This window comes from Streptomyces sp. NPDC054796, from assembly GCF_053611545.1.
In genome coordinates this window covers 223142-240773 of the sequence record NZ_JBSHAO010000001.1, presented here as the reverse complement: position 1 = coordinate 240773, position 17632 = coordinate 223142, and the positions used below count along the sequence as shown (strand labels likewise).

General features: G+C 68.5%; 14 protein-coding genes. 10 read left to right on the top strand and 4 right to left on the bottom strand.

The annotated features are described in order from the left end of the window. Window positions 1-39: 39 nt before the first annotated feature. From ACWGJ2_RS01085 to ACWGJ2_RS01055, 7 genes are all read left to right on the top strand, one after another. Window positions 40-1722, top strand: coding sequence for a trypsin-like serine peptidase (locus ACWGJ2_RS01085; RefSeq protein WP_453343785.1), 1683 nt, complete (start codon window positions 40-42; stop codon window positions 1720-1722). Between the two features lie 2 nt (window positions 1723-1724). Beyond that, the gene (locus ACWGJ2_RS01080) at window positions 1725-4064 is read left to right on the top strand and encodes a tetratricopeptide repeat protein (protein WP_453343784.1); all 2340 of its coding nucleotides are present in this window, start codon (window positions 1725-1727) and stop codon (window positions 4062-4064) included. Continuing rightward, window positions 4064-5509 (top strand): VWA domain-containing protein, encoded by a 1446-nt coding sequence (locus ACWGJ2_RS01075; protein WP_453343783.1) that lies wholly within the window; start codon window positions 4064-4066, stop codon window positions 5507-5509. Before ACWGJ2_RS01080 ends, ACWGJ2_RS01075 begins: the two co-directional genes overlap by 1 nt. Further along, entirely contained in the window at window positions 5506-6441 is a 936-nt protein-coding gene (locus ACWGJ2_RS01070) for a hypothetical protein (RefSeq protein ID WP_453343782.1), read from the top strand. Before ACWGJ2_RS01075 ends, ACWGJ2_RS01070 begins: the two co-directional genes overlap by 4 nt. 41 nt (window positions 6442-6482) lie before the next feature. Next, entirely contained in the window at window positions 6483-7646 is a 1164-nt protein-coding gene (locus ACWGJ2_RS01065; protein ID WP_453343781.1) for an extracellular solute-binding protein, read from the top strand. Between the two features lie 260 nt (window positions 7647-7906). Next, window positions 7907-8056, top strand: a complete 150-nt coding sequence (locus tag ACWGJ2_RS01060; RefSeq protein WP_453343780.1) for a transposase — start codon at window positions 7907-7909, stop codon at window positions 8054-8056. A 280-nt stretch (window positions 8057-8336) separates the two neighbouring features. After that, the gene (locus tag ACWGJ2_RS01055) at window positions 8337-8498 is read left to right on the top strand and encodes a hypothetical protein (protein WP_453343779.1); all 162 of its coding nucleotides are present in this window, start codon (window positions 8337-8339) and stop codon (window positions 8496-8498) included. Here ACWGJ2_RS01055 and ACWGJ2_RS01050 read toward each other — a convergent pair. Together ACWGJ2_RS01050 and ACWGJ2_RS01045 are read right to left on the bottom strand one after the other, a co-directional pair. Further along, window positions 8489-9940: an argonaute/piwi family protein gene (locus ACWGJ2_RS01050; protein ID WP_453343778.1), complete on the bottom strand. Its 1452-nt coding sequence runs from the start codon at window positions 9938-9940 to the stop codon at window positions 8489-8491. The two genes, ACWGJ2_RS01055 and ACWGJ2_RS01050, sit on opposite strands and share 10 nt — an antisense overlap. Then, window positions 9937-11250, bottom strand: a complete 1314-nt coding sequence (locus ACWGJ2_RS01045; RefSeq protein WP_453343777.1) for a DUF4365 domain-containing protein — start codon at window positions 11248-11250, stop codon at window positions 9937-9939. The genes ACWGJ2_RS01050 and ACWGJ2_RS01045 overlap by 4 nt, the downstream gene beginning before the upstream one ends. 1067 nt (window positions 11251-12317) lie before the next feature. On the opposite strand from ACWGJ2_RS01045, the gene ACWGJ2_RS01040 reads away from it, so the two are divergent. From ACWGJ2_RS01040 to ACWGJ2_RS01030, 3 genes are all read left to right on the top strand, one after another. Then, window positions 12318-14675, top strand: coding sequence for a type IV secretory system conjugative DNA transfer family protein (locus ACWGJ2_RS01040; RefSeq protein WP_453343776.1), 2358 nt, complete (start codon window positions 12318-12320; stop codon window positions 14673-14675). A 91-nt stretch (window positions 14676-14766) separates the two neighbouring features. Next, a complete protein-coding gene (locus tag ACWGJ2_RS01035) occupies window positions 14767-15804 on the top strand; it encodes a replication-relaxation family protein (RefSeq protein ID WP_453343775.1) in 1038 nt (345 codons plus the stop codon). Between the two features lie 24 nt (window positions 15805-15828). Then, the gene (locus ACWGJ2_RS01030; RefSeq protein ID WP_453343774.1) at window positions 15829-16749 is read left to right on the top strand and encodes a C40 family peptidase; all 921 of its coding nucleotides are present in this window, start codon (window positions 15829-15831) and stop codon (window positions 16747-16749) included. Between the two features lie 12 nt (window positions 16750-16761). On the opposite strand, the gene ACWGJ2_RS01025 is transcribed toward ACWGJ2_RS01030, so the two are convergent. Both ACWGJ2_RS01025 and ACWGJ2_RS01020 read right to left on the bottom strand, forming a co-directional pair. Continuing rightward, complete coding sequence (locus tag ACWGJ2_RS01025; RefSeq protein WP_453343773.1) at window positions 16762-17250, bottom strand: hypothetical protein; 489 nt, start codon at window positions 17248-17250, stop codon at window positions 16762-16764. Window positions 17251-17257: 7 nt separating this feature from the next. Continuing rightward, complete coding sequence (locus tag ACWGJ2_RS01020) at window positions 17258-17488, bottom strand: hypothetical protein (protein WP_453343772.1); 231 nt, start codon at window positions 17486-17488, stop codon at window positions 17258-17260. Window positions 17489-17632: the final 144 nt, after the last annotated feature.

Genomic DNA, 17632 nt, shown 5'->3' with positions numbered 1-17632 from the left:
CTTAGCAGTATGCGACGGCAGGCGCCGTATAGTTCCGATATGGCTGTGGACGAGGGCGCCCGAGCCGCCTCGTCGATGGAGACGCCGAAGTGGGCCGTGCGGATCCGGGGGACGGACGGGCAAATCGTGGGGGCTGGCGTTCTGCTGAGCCCTGATCGGGTTCTCACCTGCGCTCACGTGGTGGACGATGCGGGGCAACGGATCACTGCGGAGTTCGTCGGAGCCGCCAATCCCAGGGTTCCCTCGGTGACCGCCCGAGTGATCACGAGTGCCTATGTGCCGGAGGACCTGGACGCCGATAACGACCCTAGCGGGGACGTCGCGCTGCTGAGGCTGGAACACCCGCGGCCCCCCGAGGACGCGGTGCGGCTGCATCGGCTCTCCGTACTCAACCGTGAAGTGCAGATGTACGGTTTTCCCAGGGACCACAACGGCGGCATCTGGCTCCGGGCCACCGCTGTCGGCTGCTGCGGTCGCGACGGACAGGGACAGCTCTTCCCGGCCAGCCCCGGCGAGCTGCCCAGCTACGGGTGCAGCGGCGCCGGTGTCGCCGACAGCCAGACCGGCAAGGTCTTCGGCATAGTGCTGAACAAGCAGGAGTCCGGCGAGCCCCTGAACTCTTTCATGGCCTCGGCCGAAACCATCGTCCGCCACCTTCCCGATGTCCACGCGTTCACGGTGGGCCGGACCGCCGTCGACGACCGGCTCAGAACCACCGACGATGACGCCTCCGAGTGCCTGCTTGACGAACCGTTCGCCCAGCGCCTCGCCGCCTGGATGCGGGGCGACGGGCCGCAGGTGAAGATCAGTGTCGTCCTGCCTGGCGACGGCGCCCGGGCTGCCACGCTGCGCCGTGCCATCACCCTCGCCGACCGGGAGTTACGCACCCGCGCGTCTCTGGGCCGCACCTCGAATGACCCACCGGGCACGGTCCCCTTGGCTGGCGGCCACGATCTGGCGGTGGATGCGGAAGGGCTCACCTGCGCCCAGATCTCCGAACGGATCGCAGAGCGGATGGGGCTGTGGCCGCACCCGACGGACTCCGCAGCCGATCGGATTCGGGCCGCCAAGGTCGGCCTCAAGCTCGTGGTCGTCGGTGTCGACCGAGCTGTAGACCCGCCTGTTCTCCTCGATCTGCTGGGCGTGCTGTGCGCCAGGGGCAGCCGGTTACTGCTCGTTTTTCGTGCGACCGGTGATCTGTACGACCGCGCCTGCTACGAACTGCTGGCCCAGCCCGCGCGCCGCGCACAGCTCGTCGAACGGCTGAAGGAGATCACCGGGCCGCTCGCCGAGGCCCTGCGCGAACTCCGGCGTGTGGTGGTGCCCGACGACGCCCAGCCCCCAGACCTGACGCGTGCCTATGCCGCCCTCACCGACCTCACCAGCACGGAGGGAACCCCGGGGCAGGGCCCGCACCTGGACCGCTACGAGCGGCTGGCCGAACGGGCCGCCTCCCGGCTGGCCAAGTACATCGAGCACCTTGGCCGGCTCCGGGACCGGCGCGACGAACTCATTGGACGCCTGCGTGGCTACCAGCTCCTGCACCAGTACTTGACCCAAGGCGAAGAAGACCCGTTCTTGGACGCGCTCTACCTGGAGGCGCACGCTCTGCTCCAGACCAGGCCCTGCCATGTGCGGACGGCCGAGGCGGCGGTGGACGCCTACACGCGCGAGGTCGACGATCGCGACGGGCGGCGGCGCGGCCACCAAGGGCGGTCATAAACATGACCGCCAAGGTATGCGTCAGGCCCGGCTGCCAGGGCGGACACATCATGGTGACCGGCTTCTGCGACACCTGCTTGCGCCGCCCCGTCCCCGAGCCTCCGTCCGCTCCAGCTCCGGATCAGCCTGCGACCAAGGAAACCGGGTCCGCACGCTGCTCCTCCGCCCCGGATGGTGGCGAGCTGGACCGCGACGGCTTGCCGGTGCTGCCGTATCTCCCCTCCCCAGACCCCTCGGAAGCCGCCAGCACCACCGCCTGGCCGCTCAGCGGCCGCCGGCGCTGCGGCGTGGACAACTGCACCGGCGTCATTGGGATTTCCTACGACGGCGAGAGCCCCGCCCCCGACCAGGGTTTCTGCCCACAGTGCGGTACGGAATATTCGTTCCGGCCGAAGCTGCACCCCGGCGACCTGGTCGACGACCACTACAGGGTGCTCGGCTATCTCGCGGCGGGCGGCCACGGCTGGATCTACCTGGCCGAGGACACCCGGGTGCCGGATCTCCACGTCGCCCTCAAAGGGCTGATCAACGCCGGTGATGCTGCGGCCCGGCGGAAGGCCGTCGAGGAGCGCCGCTCGCTCACCACACTGCACCACCCGGACATCGTCCGCATCATCACCTACGTCCAGCACCAGGCGCCCGGAGACCCCGAACCGACGGGCTACATCGTGATGGAGTACGTCGGCGGTCGCTCGCTCGCCTGGATCCGGGGCGCCCAGGATGAGAAGCTGCCCCACCTGCTCGGTGGCCCTCTTGAGTTCGGGCATGTGATCACCTACGGCTGCATGATCCTCGGCGCCCTGGAGTACCTGCACAACCAGGGCCTGCTGTACTGCGACATGAAACCCGAGAACGTCATTCACTACGGGAGCCGGATCAAAGTCATCGACCTCGGGGCCATCCGCCCGATCGGTGACCGGACCTCCACCCTGACCTACACGCACGATTTCTCACCCGGCAAGAAGGAACTCGACGAGCGAGGCTTCCACATCGACAGCGACCTGTTCACCGTCGGCCGGACCCTGGGGCCCCTTGCCCAATGCGCCACCAAGCCCGTCGGACTCGCCGCCCGCTCATTCGACGCGCTGATCCGCCGCGCCACCCATTCGGATCCGGATGCCCGGTTCGGCTCGGCGGCCGAGATGTCCCGCCAACTGTGGGAGGTGCTGCGCGAGCACCAAGCGCTCAGCGGGCACGAGCCGTATCCGGAGCGGTCCACTCGGTTCGAACCGACCGCCGCAGTCTTCGGCGCCGAGCTCGGCACGGTCCCGCAACTGACGCACTGGACCCGCCGCTCCGGAACCGAGGCCCCGGAGTTGCCGACCAGCCCCCCGGACCCCCGCGAGGCGGCCCTGGCCCTGCCCGTCCCGATCCCTGACACTGAGGACGAGGCCACCGTACTGCTCGACAGACTCGCCGCCGACACCCCGGACCGCATCGCCAAGCGGACAGAACTGGACCCGAACCTGCGCACCGTGGAGGCCGCCCTGTGGCTGTGTCGCGCATATCTGGAAGCCGGGGAGACGGACCAGGCCGACGAGCGGTTGCAGGCAGCGAAGAAGCTCAGCCACGCCTACGACTGGCGGATCTCCTGGCACCGGGGCCTGGTCCACCTGATGCGTGGCGAGGTGCACGAGGCAGATGGCGAGTTCGCGGCTGTCTACTACGCACTCCCGGGCGAGTCCGCACCAAAGCTGGCCCTCGGGTACTGCACGGAGTACCAGGACTCGGCGCAGAGCGCGATGGAGCAGGACGGTGAGGGCCCTGCAGCCGAGTACTACGAGGCCGTCCGGCGGCGGGACCCCACCCAGGGCAGTGCCGCCTTCGGACTGGCCCGCATCCACCTGCGCCGAGGCGAGCGGGGCCGCGCCGTCGCCGTGCTCGACGAGGTGCCGACGACCTCACGGCACTACGACGCCGCGCGCGTCGCCGTGGTCCGGCTGCTGGTCGGCCGACTGCCCGGTGGGCCCGGACCCGCTGCCTCCGACCTGGACCAGGCAGCCACGCGGCTGGCCGGGCTGCATTGGGAGGGCAGCGAATCCTGGGACCGGCTGGCCACCGAATTGCGGGAACACGCCCTCGCCTGCCGTCCACCGGACGGATGGGGAACCGGCTTTCCCGCCGGTGAGCTGTTCGGCCCCGAGGAGGCCCCCAAGGAACTGGCCACGCTGTTGTCCCGGTCGCTGAAGCGGCTCGCGGACCAGGCGGGCAACGCCGGCGAGCGCGGCGATCTGCTGGACCGGGCCTACGCGGTACTCCCTGAACCTCCCGGGCTTCGGGACCTGCTGCCCGGACGGCGGCGCATGAGGGGGCGACGACGATGGCGAGGAGCACCGACATAGTGGACACAGCAAAGCCCATGGCAGGCAAGTCGCCCGGACAGATCACCGTTGAGCTGCAGATCAGCCAGTCGAAGTACCTGACCAGCAAGGCGAGCGACCCGCAGATGCACGCCATCCTCAGCATCCAGGTCAGCGGCACCGAGGCGGGCGGCCACGGCCCTGTCCTCGCGCAGGTCCTCGCCCTGGACTGCTCCAGCTCGATGGCCTACCCGGAGCAGAAGCTGCACGCCGCCCGGCAGGCGGCCATGGCGGCGATCCGGATCCTGCCCGACGGAACCCCCTTCGCGGTGGTCGGGGGCACCGAGAAGGCAACCATGATCTACCCCGAAACCCCGGAGATGGTCCCGGCCGATGACCATAGCCGGGCGGCGGCCAATCAGGCCGTGAGCCATCTGGTCGCGGCCGGCGGCACCTGCATCGGCGCCTGGCTGGACCTGTCCCGTCAGCTTCTGGAGCAGCAGCACGCGCCTTTCGGGCACGTGCTGCTGCTCACCGACGGCAAGAACCAGCACGACAAGCGGATGCCGCTGGCGGGGGTCCTGGAGACCTGCGCGAGACGCTTCGTCTGTGACGCGTGGGGCATCGGCGAGGGCTGGGATGCCCGGGAGCTACTGGACATCACCCGCCAACTGCACGGCAGCGCCTCCGCAGTGCGCGAGGAGGAGACCCTTGTGGCGGAGTACGAGAAGCTGATCGGCCGTCTGCTCGCCAAGACCGTGCCGGAACTGGCGATTTCTGTCACCCCGATGGCCGGGACCATCGTGCGCTATCTCAAGCAGGTCTATCCGGCCGAGGCCGAACTGTCCCCCGAGGGCTCGACCCAGCGGTTCGTCACCCGCGGATGGGGAGATGAGACCCGCCGCTACCACCTGTGCCTGTCCGTCGACCCGGCTGGCCGCCCACGCCGTGAGGACCTCCAGCTCGCCGTGATCGCCCTCGACATACCCGGCAGCACCGAGGCGCGGTTGCCGCCACCGAAGCCCTGCGTGGTGCACTGGACCGACGATCTCGCACTGTCCGCGCAGACCGACGCTCAGGTCGAGCACTTCGAGCAGCACCAGCGGCTCGGCGAGATCGTCGCGGCTGCGACCGACGCGTACCGCCGTGGTAAGCGCGACCTGGCGGAGCAGCACCTCGGCAGGGCCGTGCAGATCGCCCACGCCATGGGGGCCGACCAGATCCTTGAGAGGCTGGCCAGGCTGGTGGCGATCGACGACGCACCGGCCGGTCAGGTCAGACTGCGTTCCAGGGTGACAGCCGTCGACTTCGAGCACTTGATCGCCGCGAGCAGCCACAGCACCTACGGCCCTGGTCCCAGCAGCACCACCGGCGCCACGGGGCCAGGGAGCACAGCCACCGTGCAGTGCCCGAAGTGCCTCCACCAGGCACCGGCAACCGCACGGTTCTGCCCCACCTGCCGCCACCACTTCGCGGGGCAGCCGTGAGCACCACCGGCCAGGAGCTGGCCCGAAGACTCTGGCTGCTGCTGACGCTCGTGGTCGCGACCACCCTCGTCCTGTTCCTCGCCTACCGCGGCGTGCACGACGACACCGTGCCATTGTCCTCGTCGAGCACACCGGGAATCCTCGCCGTCGACACCACTCATAACGCGCTCCGCGCAGCACACCAGGTGGTCCGCGACAGCGGGCCGGAAGGCGACATGAGCGGCGAGTTCCACACTCAGATCTCGGTCGCACACCAAAGCCTCGCCTTGGCCGCCTCGAAAAACGTCATCGGCGTGGAAGGCCGCCATGACCTGCAGACGATCACCGGGCTGATCGCCGTCTACTCGGCCTGGGTGCAGCGGTGGGGCCAAGAGGACCGCAAGACACTGAACGACGCCTACCTGTACTACGCGGAAGAGGTACTCGGCCTCCGATCCTCACCCGGAACCGAGGGGGACATCATGAGCCGCCTTGAAATCCTGCGCGACAAGCAGCTCAAGGTGGCCGAGCGGCAGGCGGACTTCCCCTGGCAGTTGTGGCTCGGGTGGAGCATGGTCGCGGCGCTCTCCGTCGTGTTGCTGCTGGCACTGCTGGATGCCCAGCGGTTCCTGCGGCGGCGCTTCCGACGCCCCGTGCAGGTGTGGCTGCTCGCCGCCATCGTGGTGTGCGCGCTCGGGGTGCCGGTGCTGGGCTGGATCACGCGTACCGCACAGCGCGCGATGACCGAAGGCGTCGAGGCGATCCGCATACCGAAGAAGGATCCTGAAGAGATTTCCCAGGCAACCGACCAGATACAGGACGCGCTGGCAAATGCAGGGTTCTGGGTGTCACTGTCCGGCTGGCTGTTACTGGGAGGGGTCCTGGTGATGGCACTGACGGTGTGGGGACTGTGGCCGCGCATCGCCGAGTACCGGTTGGGAGCTGCCCGGTGAGACGACCACGGCCCCGCACTCTCGGCATTCTCTGCGTCTGCATGGTCCTGCTCGGCGCCGGAGTGCTCGTCGGGGTGCGCTGGGCACAGGCATGGAAGGGATCGGTGACTCTGCTCGCCAACTGGAGCGGCACGGAGCGCGAGCAGTTCGAGGAAAACGTCATCGAGCCGTTCGAGGAGAATTACCGGATCGATGTCGTCTACCAGGGCAGCTCCGCGCTCAGCCAGGTACTGGCCGCCGACACGGCGGTCGGCGGCTCCCCGGACGTGGCAGTGCTGCCCGGCCCGGGCGAACTGCTGTCATACGCCATCGACGGTCGGCTCCACCCGCTGGACGGCGTGTTCGACACCCGGCACTACGACGGGATCTGGGTCCCCAAGGTGGCGGTTCCGAAGAGGGAGGGCCGCCACACGTACTGGCTGCCGGTCAAGACAGGCCTGAAGAGCTTGGTGTGGTATGCGGGCGACCGGCCCACCGCAGGGTCGACTATCGCCCCGGAACGGTGGTGCCTGGGCATGGAGTCCGGCGCGACCTCCGGGTGGCCCGGCACTGACTGGGTGGAGGACATCCTGCTCCAGCAATCCGGACCCCGAGCGTACGAAAAATGGGCCAACGGCAAGCTGAAGTGGACTCACCCCACCGTACGGAAGGCATGGACGACCTGGGGCAAAATGGTGGGCGCGGGCGAAGGCTTGGACGACCAGGCACTGACGACCGGTTTCGGGGAGGACTGCGCGGTCCGGCGCCTGGAACACCAGGGGTCCTTCCGCGCCGACCACTGGCGGCAGCAGGGCGGCGGCTACCTCCACTTCTCCGAGATCGTTCCCGATGCCGGCCCGGACGCCGGGGCCTGGGAAGTCTCCGGTGACCTCGCCGCCCTGCTGAACCCGACCGAGGAGGCGCGCCAGCTAATCCGCTATCTGGCCGACCCGGGCACCGCGCTGCCCGACTACACGGCGAACAAGGAAACGGCGCCGAACAGCGGCCAGAACGGGGCACGAGAGGAGATCGGCGACATCCTGCGCGGCGAGCAGGAACGCCCTCGCTGCTGGGACGCCTCCGACGCGATGCCCCGTGCCATGCGGGATGCCTTCCACCAGGCGGTGCTGGAATATCTCGTTGAGCCGAAGGCACTCGATGTTCAACTGAAAGAACTTCAAGAGCTGAGTACGGAGCAATCCCTGCCGGTATGCAGCCGCAACTGACTACTACGCCCTCATCCTGACCAAGCGGACCCTGCCGATGGCCCGGCATTGCCCCACGCACCTTCGGCTTGCGCGGATGAGCGACTCCACGAAGTCCTGCTGGCCGAGCCCGACGCGGCCTCGCGGCTGGGGCTGCTTCTGCTGCGTCGTCGACTCCTCCCGTTAAGAGGAGTTGACGCAAGGGGCTGATGGTGTCGGTGTGTCCGTGTCGGCCTCAGTTGCCTGCTGTTGGGTGCGGTATGGGGAAGGCACCGCCGTGGGTGGTCTCGGATGAGTTGTGGGAGCAGGTGGAGCCGTTGTTGCCGGTGCGGCAACGTCGGCGGTTCCATCCGGGTCGCCTGCCGCTGGATGACCGGCGGTGCCTGCAGGGCATCCTGTTCGTACTGCACACCGGCATCCAGTGGGATTGACTGCCGCAGGAACTGGGCTTCGACTCCGGCATGACCTGCTGACGGCGGCTGCGGGACTGGCACCAGGCCGGGGTGTGGGATGCCTTGCACGAGGTGTTGCTGACCGAACTGCACCGGGCGGGGCATCTGGGCTGGTCACGGGCGGTGATCGACGGCTCGCACCGGCAGGCTCGTCGAGGCGGCCCAGTGGCGGGACGACGGCACCGGCCAGGCGATCCATGACCTGTCTCGCTGACAGGCCCGCGAGGACCGCAGCCGGAGCGAGGTACCGTCCGCGATCGTGATGGACAGCCAGACCGTGCACACCTCGCTCAACGCACCGAAGGAGACGGCCGAGCTGGATCCGGGGAAGAAGAGCCGGGGCCGCGAGCGGGGTATCGCCACCGATGGGCTCGGCCTGCTCATCGCATCTGAGGGCGGTGCTCATGAGCGCTACATGTAGTAGGCGTAGCGGGTCGCGATTCGAGATTCGGCCGGGACATGTTTGAGGATGGAACCGACCCGGTAGGCGGTGCGCAGGGTGAGGGGATCGCGCTCGTCGAGCTGGGCGTTGTTCCAGTTCATCTTGGACAGAGCGAGGATGTCGGTGCCGGCGGTCAGCAGATCTGTGCTGTGCGTTGCGGGTCGGATCAGCAAGGGCTGGGGGACGTACAGGCCGGGGTAGGTCCGGAAGTACGGTACTGAGCCGCGGGTGTACAGGAGCAAGGAACGCGGGCCCAGTTGGACGCTGGTGCCTCGTAGTGGTGGGAGTTGCCCGGTGCGGTACAGGTGCGGGGCGCCGCGTCGCTGGATCCACAGCAGGTCGACGTGGTCGATGTCGCGTAGGTCAGCAGCCTCGTGGAAGCCGTCGATTTCACCGGCGGTGAAGTTCGAGGTCTTGTGTACGACGAGGCGCGCGGGCTGGTGGCCGTGGGTGGTGCGGTACTCGGTCAGCGCGTCCAGCAACAACTGCCGGGCATCGGAGTGCGTCAGGTGGGGCTGGCGATCGCTCTTGGAGATCTTCGCGGTGCCACCGCGGACGACGACGCCGTCGCCGCGTTCGTTGAACACCTGGGCGATGGCAGTGTGCAGCTCGTTTCCGCTTGCGCTGCGGTAGAAGCTAACGCCGACATAGCAGGTGGCCAGGTCGGAGTTGTGACGCTGCATGCGCCACGGGGTCCCTCCGGCCTTGTAATACAGGGCGGTGTGCAGGTTCCAGGCCCGGGTGGCCTCGTCCTGCAGGGGGCGGACCTTTTGACCGTTGATCCTGCTGGGGATCCCAGTCCAGGTTTCCTTGCGCATCAGCTGCAGAGGTGCCGGCAATGTGAGCGCGGTGGCTTTGAGCAGGTCGTGGAAGTCGCGTCCGGTTTCCCGCTTGTCCTGGTCCTCTTCCGGGTCGGCTGCGGTCTCCTCCGACGACGGGTGCTCTTCGCGATCCTGGAGTTCCTCTGGACGGGCGCAGACCACGACGCGGCAGCGTCCGGTCTCGGCCAGGGCCCGGGCGGCGTCGGCGTAGAGAGCGACTGCTTCTTTGGTGGCGGAGGCTGTGTCGGCGCGGGCAAAGCGACGCAGTTGGCGTTCGGGGATTTCACGGACGAGGGCATCGTCGAAGACGAGTTCGGCACCGAAGGGCGAGTCGGTGCTGAAGCCGGGGAACGGCTGGTGCAGGTTCTCCTGGCCCGGTTTGGTGTCCTTGGCCTCGATGTAGTTCTTGCAGTGCTGGAGCCATTTTCGGATGCCGTCGACCGCATGGGCGGGGCCGACCAGGGCGATGGGGATCCGGTGTGGTCCGGTGGGGGAGTCGGCGTCGACGGGGCCGAACACGCTGATGCCGTAGCGGGGGTCGATGTGGCGGTTTCCTGCGCGGAACTCCAACTCCGGCTCGTGCAGCACTGACGCTTTCATCGCGGCAGCTCCCACAGTCCCTCGGCCAGCCCGTCCACGCTCGGTTTCGGCGCTGGTTCTGGTGCGATCCAGACACTTTCGTCGATGGCGGCATCGCAGTCGAGCTGCAGGAGCTGGCCGAATCGGATGCGCTCATCACGGCTTCCGAACAGGGTGTCATCACCCTGCAGGTAATCGGCCCAGGCACGTACGAGCTGGTAGACGGCGTTGTTGCGCTCCAGCCGCTTCATCTTCTGGACGTACTCGGCGTCGTACAGCGAGTCGCGTCGGCCGTCGATGGTGAAGTGATAGGTGGGGTTGATCTCCAGGAACCACTGTTCGCTCCAGCGGCGAAAATACAGGCTGGCAGCGTAGTGACGACAGAAGCTGATCTTGGCCTTGTCATCCTTGCCGAAGTACGGAGTGAAGAAGGCTCGCCCGCGACTGCCCCGGTAGCGGCCTCTGATCTTCCGACGGGATCGGTCCGGCGGGGCCTGCATGTAGACGATCTTCTTCGTGGGATGCCACACCAGCTCCGGATGGTGGGCAGAGCGCAGGGTGAAGTTCAACAGGGAAACGAAGCGCCGCTGCAAGTCGGGATCCTCGGCGGTTGACCAGTTCTGCGTCGGGATGGAGGTGACCGGCCCGTCACACAGCACGGCGAGCGGGCCCTCGTCCAGTCGGCACAGCGAGAAGATCCGCCCAGCGGCCAGGACGAAGCCGCTCTCGAACTGGTTGCCGTTCGAGCGCATCCGCTCCCAGGCATCACCCCGGTCACGACACGGCGTGGATGCCTCATAGATGAGCGGTGCGAAGCCCTCCACCGTGAGGAGGTTCGAGACCAGCTGTTCGCTTCCTTCAAGCCGTGGCAGCGGCTCTCCGGCAGGCACGCCGAGGGCCGACAGTCGGCTGAAGGCATCGAGGTCGAAGCGGTCCGCGGCCTTGTCGAACTGAACGATTCTCCGTGCCTTGCGTTCAGGGTCGGCGAACCAGGTGTCGACGCGCTTCCACCACGCCTGCTGGACGCGCAGGTCCACGCAGATGAGCACGACCGGACGGCCCAACCGAAGCCAGTAGGCGATGTGGTCGGCCTTGCACGTGAACTTGAATTCGTTCTCGGTCACGCCCCGAAACCCGACTTCAGTGCTCTTCACCTGGGTCGGGACGGCAACACCGGTGACTTCCCGATCAGCGTCCACGAACTCGATCTGCCCGTCGATGGCGAAGTCACGTTTGGTGTTGTTCCATACATGGCCAGCGTCGGAGACAGCCTTGTCTACGAACGCCTCGCCCCGGAACCCAGCCCGCTGCTGGACGCTGCGCTGCGGCATCTGATCAATGCTCCACGAAGGACACCGGAGTGCCCGCCGTAGTCTGGCCGGATCTGCGAGGCCGAGGCCACGCGTTGTTGTCCCACCCCATGGAGTGATCCTCCGTCCTTCACGCCTGTTCCAGGTCAACTCAGGATAGGAGGGACCACTGACAGCGACCGGTGCGCGGACGCGGAAGGCGACTCGGAGGCTGGGTACCTGGACATTTCGAGGACTTCACTGACTCGCCCAAAGCCCAGGGCATCGGGGGAGCCGGGGGGGTGATCACTGTTCTTCGGTCTTGAGCGGGGCGAGGTCAGGAGGTAGCCCTTAGCGCGAAGGAATGCGTCGAGTGCTGTGACGATGATGTCGCCGTGCTAGATGCCGTGGTCCGCGTGGTATCGGCGGATGCGCCGCTGGAGTTGGAGACCTTCGGGGGGGGACGGCGTAGCTAATCTGATCCCTACGGGTATGGCGACCGTTGATAACCTCCACTGCGTCCGGATGAGGCACCAACGGGTCAACGTTCAGATCGGATTGCGCGTCGAGAGCATTAACGCCCCGCGCCTTCCCGGCGTCACGCGACCGTCGACCGGGAGCAGGCGACCCGCACGAGGAGCAGCGTCAGCCTTCTGAGCAATCGGGTCGGATCATGTGTGGGGCACGGGGCGCCAGGTCAACCCTGCGTGGTTGATACCGCAATTCCTTCGTTCTCTAGCCTCCGGCCCTCCGGACCTTAGAGTCCAGCGCACCCGTGATCTGGGTAGCCGCCGACGTTCAAGTTGCTCTCAACATCGGCCGGAGCGGCAAGCGCGTCGACGGGCGTGCTCATCGAGCCAAAGCGCTCGCAGCGTGCTTCGGGTGACATCGCCCACCTCGCCGATACGGCCCCGTCCTCCGCCGTACGGCTCCTTCCTCCACCATTCCGGAGGTCCTCGGTCATGCCCATCCGCCACGCCCTCGCTTCGACGTCAAGCGACACCTCACCTGTACCTGGCCCTCTACAGACCTACCTGCGAGACCCAGCAGCCGCCCTGCATACTTTCTTCGGCCACGCGACAGAGCTGTTCACCACCTGGGCTCCGGTCGTGGTATCAGCCCTGGCGGCCATCTCCGTCGCACTGGCGTGGATGCGCTGGTGGTGGCGGCGTCGCTGCCGCCACCAGATGCACGCCAACACCCGTCTCGTCTCCGTACTCACCCCGCCCACAGCCGACCCCACCGGTGCCGGCGCGCTGTGGGCCAACCTCCTGGGCCTGTTACGTCCGGCCTGGCGCCGTCGCCTGGCCAGCCAGCCTCATGTGGCCTGGGAGTACGTCTTCGACCGCGAGACCATCCGTATCCGCGTGTGGGTGCCCGGCCTCGTCCCGCCCGGGATGGTGGAACGGGCGATCGAGGCGGCATGGCCCGGAGCCCACACCCGTACCGCACCGGCCCCTCCCCCGGTAGCCCACGGCTCGAAGGGGGAGAGAGAAGCCGTGGGAGGCGAGCTGCGGTTAGCTCGCGAAGAAGCCTTGCCCATCCGTACGGACTTCCCCTCCGATCCGATTCGCGCGCTCCTCGGGGCACCCAGCGGTCTCGGCCCCCACGAGGAGGTCGTCGTCCAGATCCTGGCCCGCCCGGTGACGGGGCGCCGGGTGAAGAAGGCCCGGCGAGCCGCCCGGCGCATGCGCACCGGCCACTCCACCCGGCCCGTCGGCCGTCTGCTCGACCTGATCACCCCGGGCCTTCACCCCAGCCACCGCCCGGTGATCCCAGCAACGTCGGCGGTGAACCGGCAGGCCGCGCTGGAAGCCACCTCCGAAGACCGGGTGATCGTGGCCAAGCAGCGCGGTGCTTCGTACGAGACACGCATCCGCTACGTCATCACCGCACCCGTGCCCGAGGGCCAGGGCGACGAAGGGCGCGCCGCCACGCGTGACCGGCTACGAGGCCGAGGGCATGCCATCGCCTCCGCGTTCGCCGCCTACACCGAGCACAACTACTACCGACGTGCCCGTCTCCGTCGCCCGCTGCGCCACGTGACCGAACGCCGCCTCGATGACGGCGACCTGCTGTCGATCCCCGAGCTGGCCTCGCTCGCGCACCTGCCGTGGGACGAGGCGGTCCCCGCCTTGCAGCGTGCCGGTGCACGGGCTGTGCCCCCTCCGCCCGGCGTCGTCACCACCGGCCCGGCTGTCCGGCCGATCGGCCTCAGTGACGCCGGCCGCCCCCGCCCCGTCGGTCTGCGCGTGCCCGACGCCCGTCACCATCTGCACATCCTCGGCGCCACCGGCTCGGGCAAGTCCGAACTCATGGCCCGGATGATCCTCGCCGACGCCGAGGCCGGGCGGGGTCTGGTCGTCGTCGACCCCAAGGGCGACCTCGTCACCGACGTGCTCATGCGCCTCCCCGAAGAACTCGGCGAGAAGGTGGTGCTCTTCGACGCCGACAGCAAGAGCCGTCCGCCCATCCTCAACCCCCTCGAAGGTGCTGACGCCGCACGCACGGTGGACAACCTGGTGTCGGTCTTCTCGCGCGTGTACGCCTCCTCCTGGGGACCGCGTACCGACGACATCCTGCGCGCCGGGCTGCTCACCCTGCGCGCGCTGCCGGGCACGCCCGTCCTCACCGACCTGCCCAAGCTCTTGTCCCTCCCCGCGTTCCGGCAACGCGCGGTGTGCCAGATCCACGACGACGTGCTCCGAGGCTTCTGGACCTGGTACGACGACCTGTCGGGACCTGCCCGAAGCCAGGTCACAGCGCCACTGATGAACAAGCTCCGCGGCTTCCTGCTGCGTCCGTTCGTGCGCGCGGCCCTGGCCGACGGGGCCTCCACCGTCGACATGGACCAAGTGCTGGATGGCGGAATCTGTCTGGTGCGCATCGCCAAAGACGCGCTGGGCACCGAGACCGCCCGGCTGATGGGCTCCCTCGTCGTCGCCCGCACCTGGCAGGCGACCACCCGGCGCGCCAGCACCGCCCAGAGCCAGCGCCGGGACGCGGGCCTGTACCTGGATGAGGCGCACAACTTCCTCACCCTCCCCTACCCGCTGGAGGACATGCTCGCCGAAGCCCGCAGCTACCGGCTCTCGATGACGCTCGCCCACCAGTACCTCCGACAGCTCCCCAGGGAGGTCGAGGAGGGCACCAGTACCAACGCGCGAACCAAGATCTTCTTCAACTCCTCGCCCGAAGACGCCCGCCACCTGGCCCGGCACACCCAGCCACGCCTCACCGAGCACGACCTCTCCCACCTCGACGCCTTCCACGCCGCGGTCCGCCCGGTCACCGGCGGGGCCGAAGCCCCCGCCTTCACCGCGGTCACCGAGCAACTGCCTCCGCCTGTCCCCGGCCGGGCCCGGCGGATCCGTACGGCCGCCCGCTACAACGCCCGCCCCAAACCGGTCCCGAAATCCGGGAAACGCCGCGAGCAGCCGGTCGAAGACCCGCGTCGCGCGAGGTGAGCACCGGGACGTACGACCGTTCCCTCCTGGCACCACCGCAAGCACACGCACGGCTCTCTCTCGCCCGTCTCACCGGAGGTGAGAACGACACATGATCACCAATCCCACACCGCAACGCGCGCTCCGAGGCCACCGTCCCCAGCGCACCAACCACCGCGCAGCGGCCAGCGGCGCATACGTGGCCCAGCTCGCCACCCGGCTCACCGGCCGCGACCGCTGGCTGGCCCGCATGCTCTACGAGCACAAGGTCCTCACCACCCACCAGATCACCGAGATGGCCTGGCCCTCCGTCCGCGCGGCGAACCTGCGGCTCCTCAACCTCTACAAGTGGCGGCTGCTGGACCGCTTCCAGCCGTTCGTCACCTCGGGTGCCGCCCCGATGCACTACGTCCTCGACGTCGCCGGCGCCACGGTCCTGGCTCGCGAGAACGGCCTGGAGCTTCGCGATCTGGGATACCGGCACGACCGCACGATCGGCATCGCCCACTCGCTCCGCCTAGCCCACACCGTCGGCACCAACGGCTTCTTCACCGCCCTCATCGCCCGCTCCCGCCAGGTCCAGCCTCCAGGCCGGCTCACCGCCTGGTGGTCGGAGGCCCGGTGCGGCAGGCACTTCGGCGACATCGTCCGGCCCGACGGTTACGGCCGCTGGCATGAGCAGGGCATCGAGTTCGAGTGGTTCCTCGAATTCGACTTCGGCACCGAGCGCCCGGACCGTGTCGGCGCCAAGCTGCCCGCCTACGCCAGGCTCGCCGCGACGACCGGGATCACCACTCCCGTCCTGATCTGGGTGCCCACGCCCCGCCGGGAGAGCAGCGTTCGTCGCGCCCTCACGGCGGCGCTCTCGGCCCTTGATGACCCGTCGCTGGTGCCGGTGGCCACTTCCAACGCCGCTTCCCTCGACGATCAGGCTGCCGACCCGTCATCGGCCCCATGGCAGCCGTTACTCCCCGGGTCGCCGCCGGTGCGGCGCGTTCGCCTCGCCGAACTCGGACGTGCCTGGCCACACCTTTCGCCCCCGAGTTCCTCGTCGGCGACGACCGCGACGAACGGCGCCTCCACCGCCGACGAGTTGCTGTCGCCGTCCCCGCTCTCCCCCACTCCACAGTCCCGACGACCAGGGCGATGACCCGGAGTGGGCAAATCTGCCGCCGTGCTCCTTGGCGCCCTGGTCCTCGCCGTCGTCCTCAGCGCGGCCGGGATCGGCGGACTGCTGGCGGGCAACGGTAGAACCCAGCCCAGCGCCAGCGCGATCACGGACATTCCGCCTGACTTCCTCGACCTGTACATGGAGGCCGCCGCCACCTGCCCCGGCCTGGACTGGTCCCTCCTGGCCGCCGTCGGAAAGATCGAATCCGACCACGGGCGCTCAGCTCTCCCTGGAGTCCACAACGGCACCAACTCCGCAGGGGCACGCGGGCCCATGCAGTTCTTGCTCCCCACCTTCCGGCAAGTCGTCGCCGAGCACCCGCCGCCGGAGGGCGGGAACAGCCCGCCCTCCCCCTACGACCCTCACGACGCCGTCTACGCCGCCGCCGCGTACCTGTGCGACTCCGGCGCCCGCAACGGCAAGGACATCTCCGGCGCGATCTGGGCGTACAACCACGCCGACTGGTACGTCGCCGACGTCCTCGCCCAAGCGCAGGCGTACGAAAGCAGTGAGGGGTTCGGCGCGGACACCGCCCCGACCTCGGCCGCGCTGGAAGCGGTCGACTACGCCGAAGGCCAGCTCGGTCTGCCGTACCAGTGGGGCGGAAACGGCCCCGGCTCGGGAGATGCGGGCTTCGACTGCTCCGGTCTCGCCAAGGCCGCCTACGCCGCCGCGGGCATCACCTTGCCGCGCACCGCTCAGGCACAGTTCGACGCGGGACCGCACGTGCCCTCGGGGAGCGCCCTCAAGCCCGGCGATCTCGTCTTCTACGGCAACCCGAACGGCGGGATCCACCACGTCGGTCTCTACGTGGGAGGCGAGCAGATGATCGACGCTCCCAAGCCGGGGAAGTCCATCAGGATCGAGCCCTATCGATACCGGGGCGACGACTTCGCCGGCGCGACCAGACCAGGCCAGGGATGAGGCCGAGACGCATCACGCATCGGGCTCGGCCGTCAGAGCGCGGAGCAGGATTCGTCCCGGGGCCTCGTCGTAGGGCTGAACTGGAACGGTGAACACCTCGGCGTCCGCGAAGACCGGCTCCCCGCTCGGGCGACGCGTGTACGGCACCAGGCCGTAGTCCACGCCGTCGCCCGCGTCGAAGCTCAACCAGGCGATGACCTCGTGCTCACCCTCACGCAACGGGAGGTTGGAGACCGCGCGGGCTTCCACCATGTCCACGCTGACGAGCCAGACCTGGGGGACGGCGAAAACGAAGCGGACCGTGTGGATCTCTCGCGCCCACGCGGCGGCCCGGCTCTCGAAAGCGGTGGCCGTCGCCTCGTCACGCAGGTAGTCGTAGTCCGAGAGCACGAGAGTCCGGTCGCCTTGCAGCGCGGCCAGAGCCGGGCATTCACGGTCATGGATGGCACGCTCCAGCCGTTCTGTGACGTCGCGAAGCAGGGACTCGGTCTCGTGGTTCACCGAGCCCTCACTCCCCCGTCGACTCGTCCCGACGCTTGAAGGCGTAGTAGGCATCCATGATCTCTACGGAGGACCTGTCGCCGAGGTGCGCCAGGTACTGCAACGTGCGGCTCACTTCGGTGCGCTGCCGCTGGCCGGCGCGGGTGGGCGCTTCGTCCACCACCGTGCCGTCGAGCTCTTCCAGCGCGTCGGCCAGTCTCTTGACGGTCTCCCGCGCTGTGCTCAGGTCGATCTCCATAGGCCCACCTCCAGGCTCGTCGGCAGCCTCCCGCCCGGGAGCCCGAGGGCCCCTCAGTGCGGCGGGTCACCTGCCGTGGCCCGGAGGATCCCTGACCGCGGCGCAGTCCGAAAGCTGCTGGACTAGGAGGTTAGCCCTCTCGGC

What these genes read in the sequence shown, in the direction of transcription:
- ACWGJ2_RS01050 (WP_453343778.1), bottom strand. Translation starts at nt 9,940, where the DNA reads ATGAAAGCGTCAGTGCTGCACGAGCCGGAGTTGGAGTTCCGCGCAGGA.
- ACWGJ2_RS01045 (WP_453343777.1), bottom strand. Translation starts at nt 11,250, where the DNA reads ATGCCGCAGCGCAGCGTCCAGCAGCGGGCTGGGTTCCGGGGCGAGGCG.
- ACWGJ2_RS01085 (WP_453343785.1), top strand. Translation starts at nt 40, where the DNA reads ATGGCTGTGGACGAGGGCGCCCGAGCCGCCTCGTCGATGGAGACGCCG.
- ACWGJ2_RS01020 (WP_453343772.1), bottom strand. Translation starts at nt 17,488, where the DNA reads ATGGAGATCGACCTGAGCACAGCGCGGGAGACCGTCAAGAGACTGGCC.
- ACWGJ2_RS01035 (WP_453343775.1), top strand. Translation starts at nt 14,767, where the DNA reads ATGATCACCAATCCCACACCGCAACGCGCGCTCCGAGGCCACCGTCCC.
- ACWGJ2_RS01065 (WP_453343781.1), top strand. Translation starts at nt 6,483, where the DNA reads ATGGTCCTGCTCGGCGCCGGAGTGCTCGTCGGGGTGCGCTGGGCACAG.
- ACWGJ2_RS01080 (WP_453343784.1), top strand. Translation starts at nt 1,725, where the DNA reads ATGACCGCCAAGGTATGCGTCAGGCCCGGCTGCCAGGGCGGACACATC.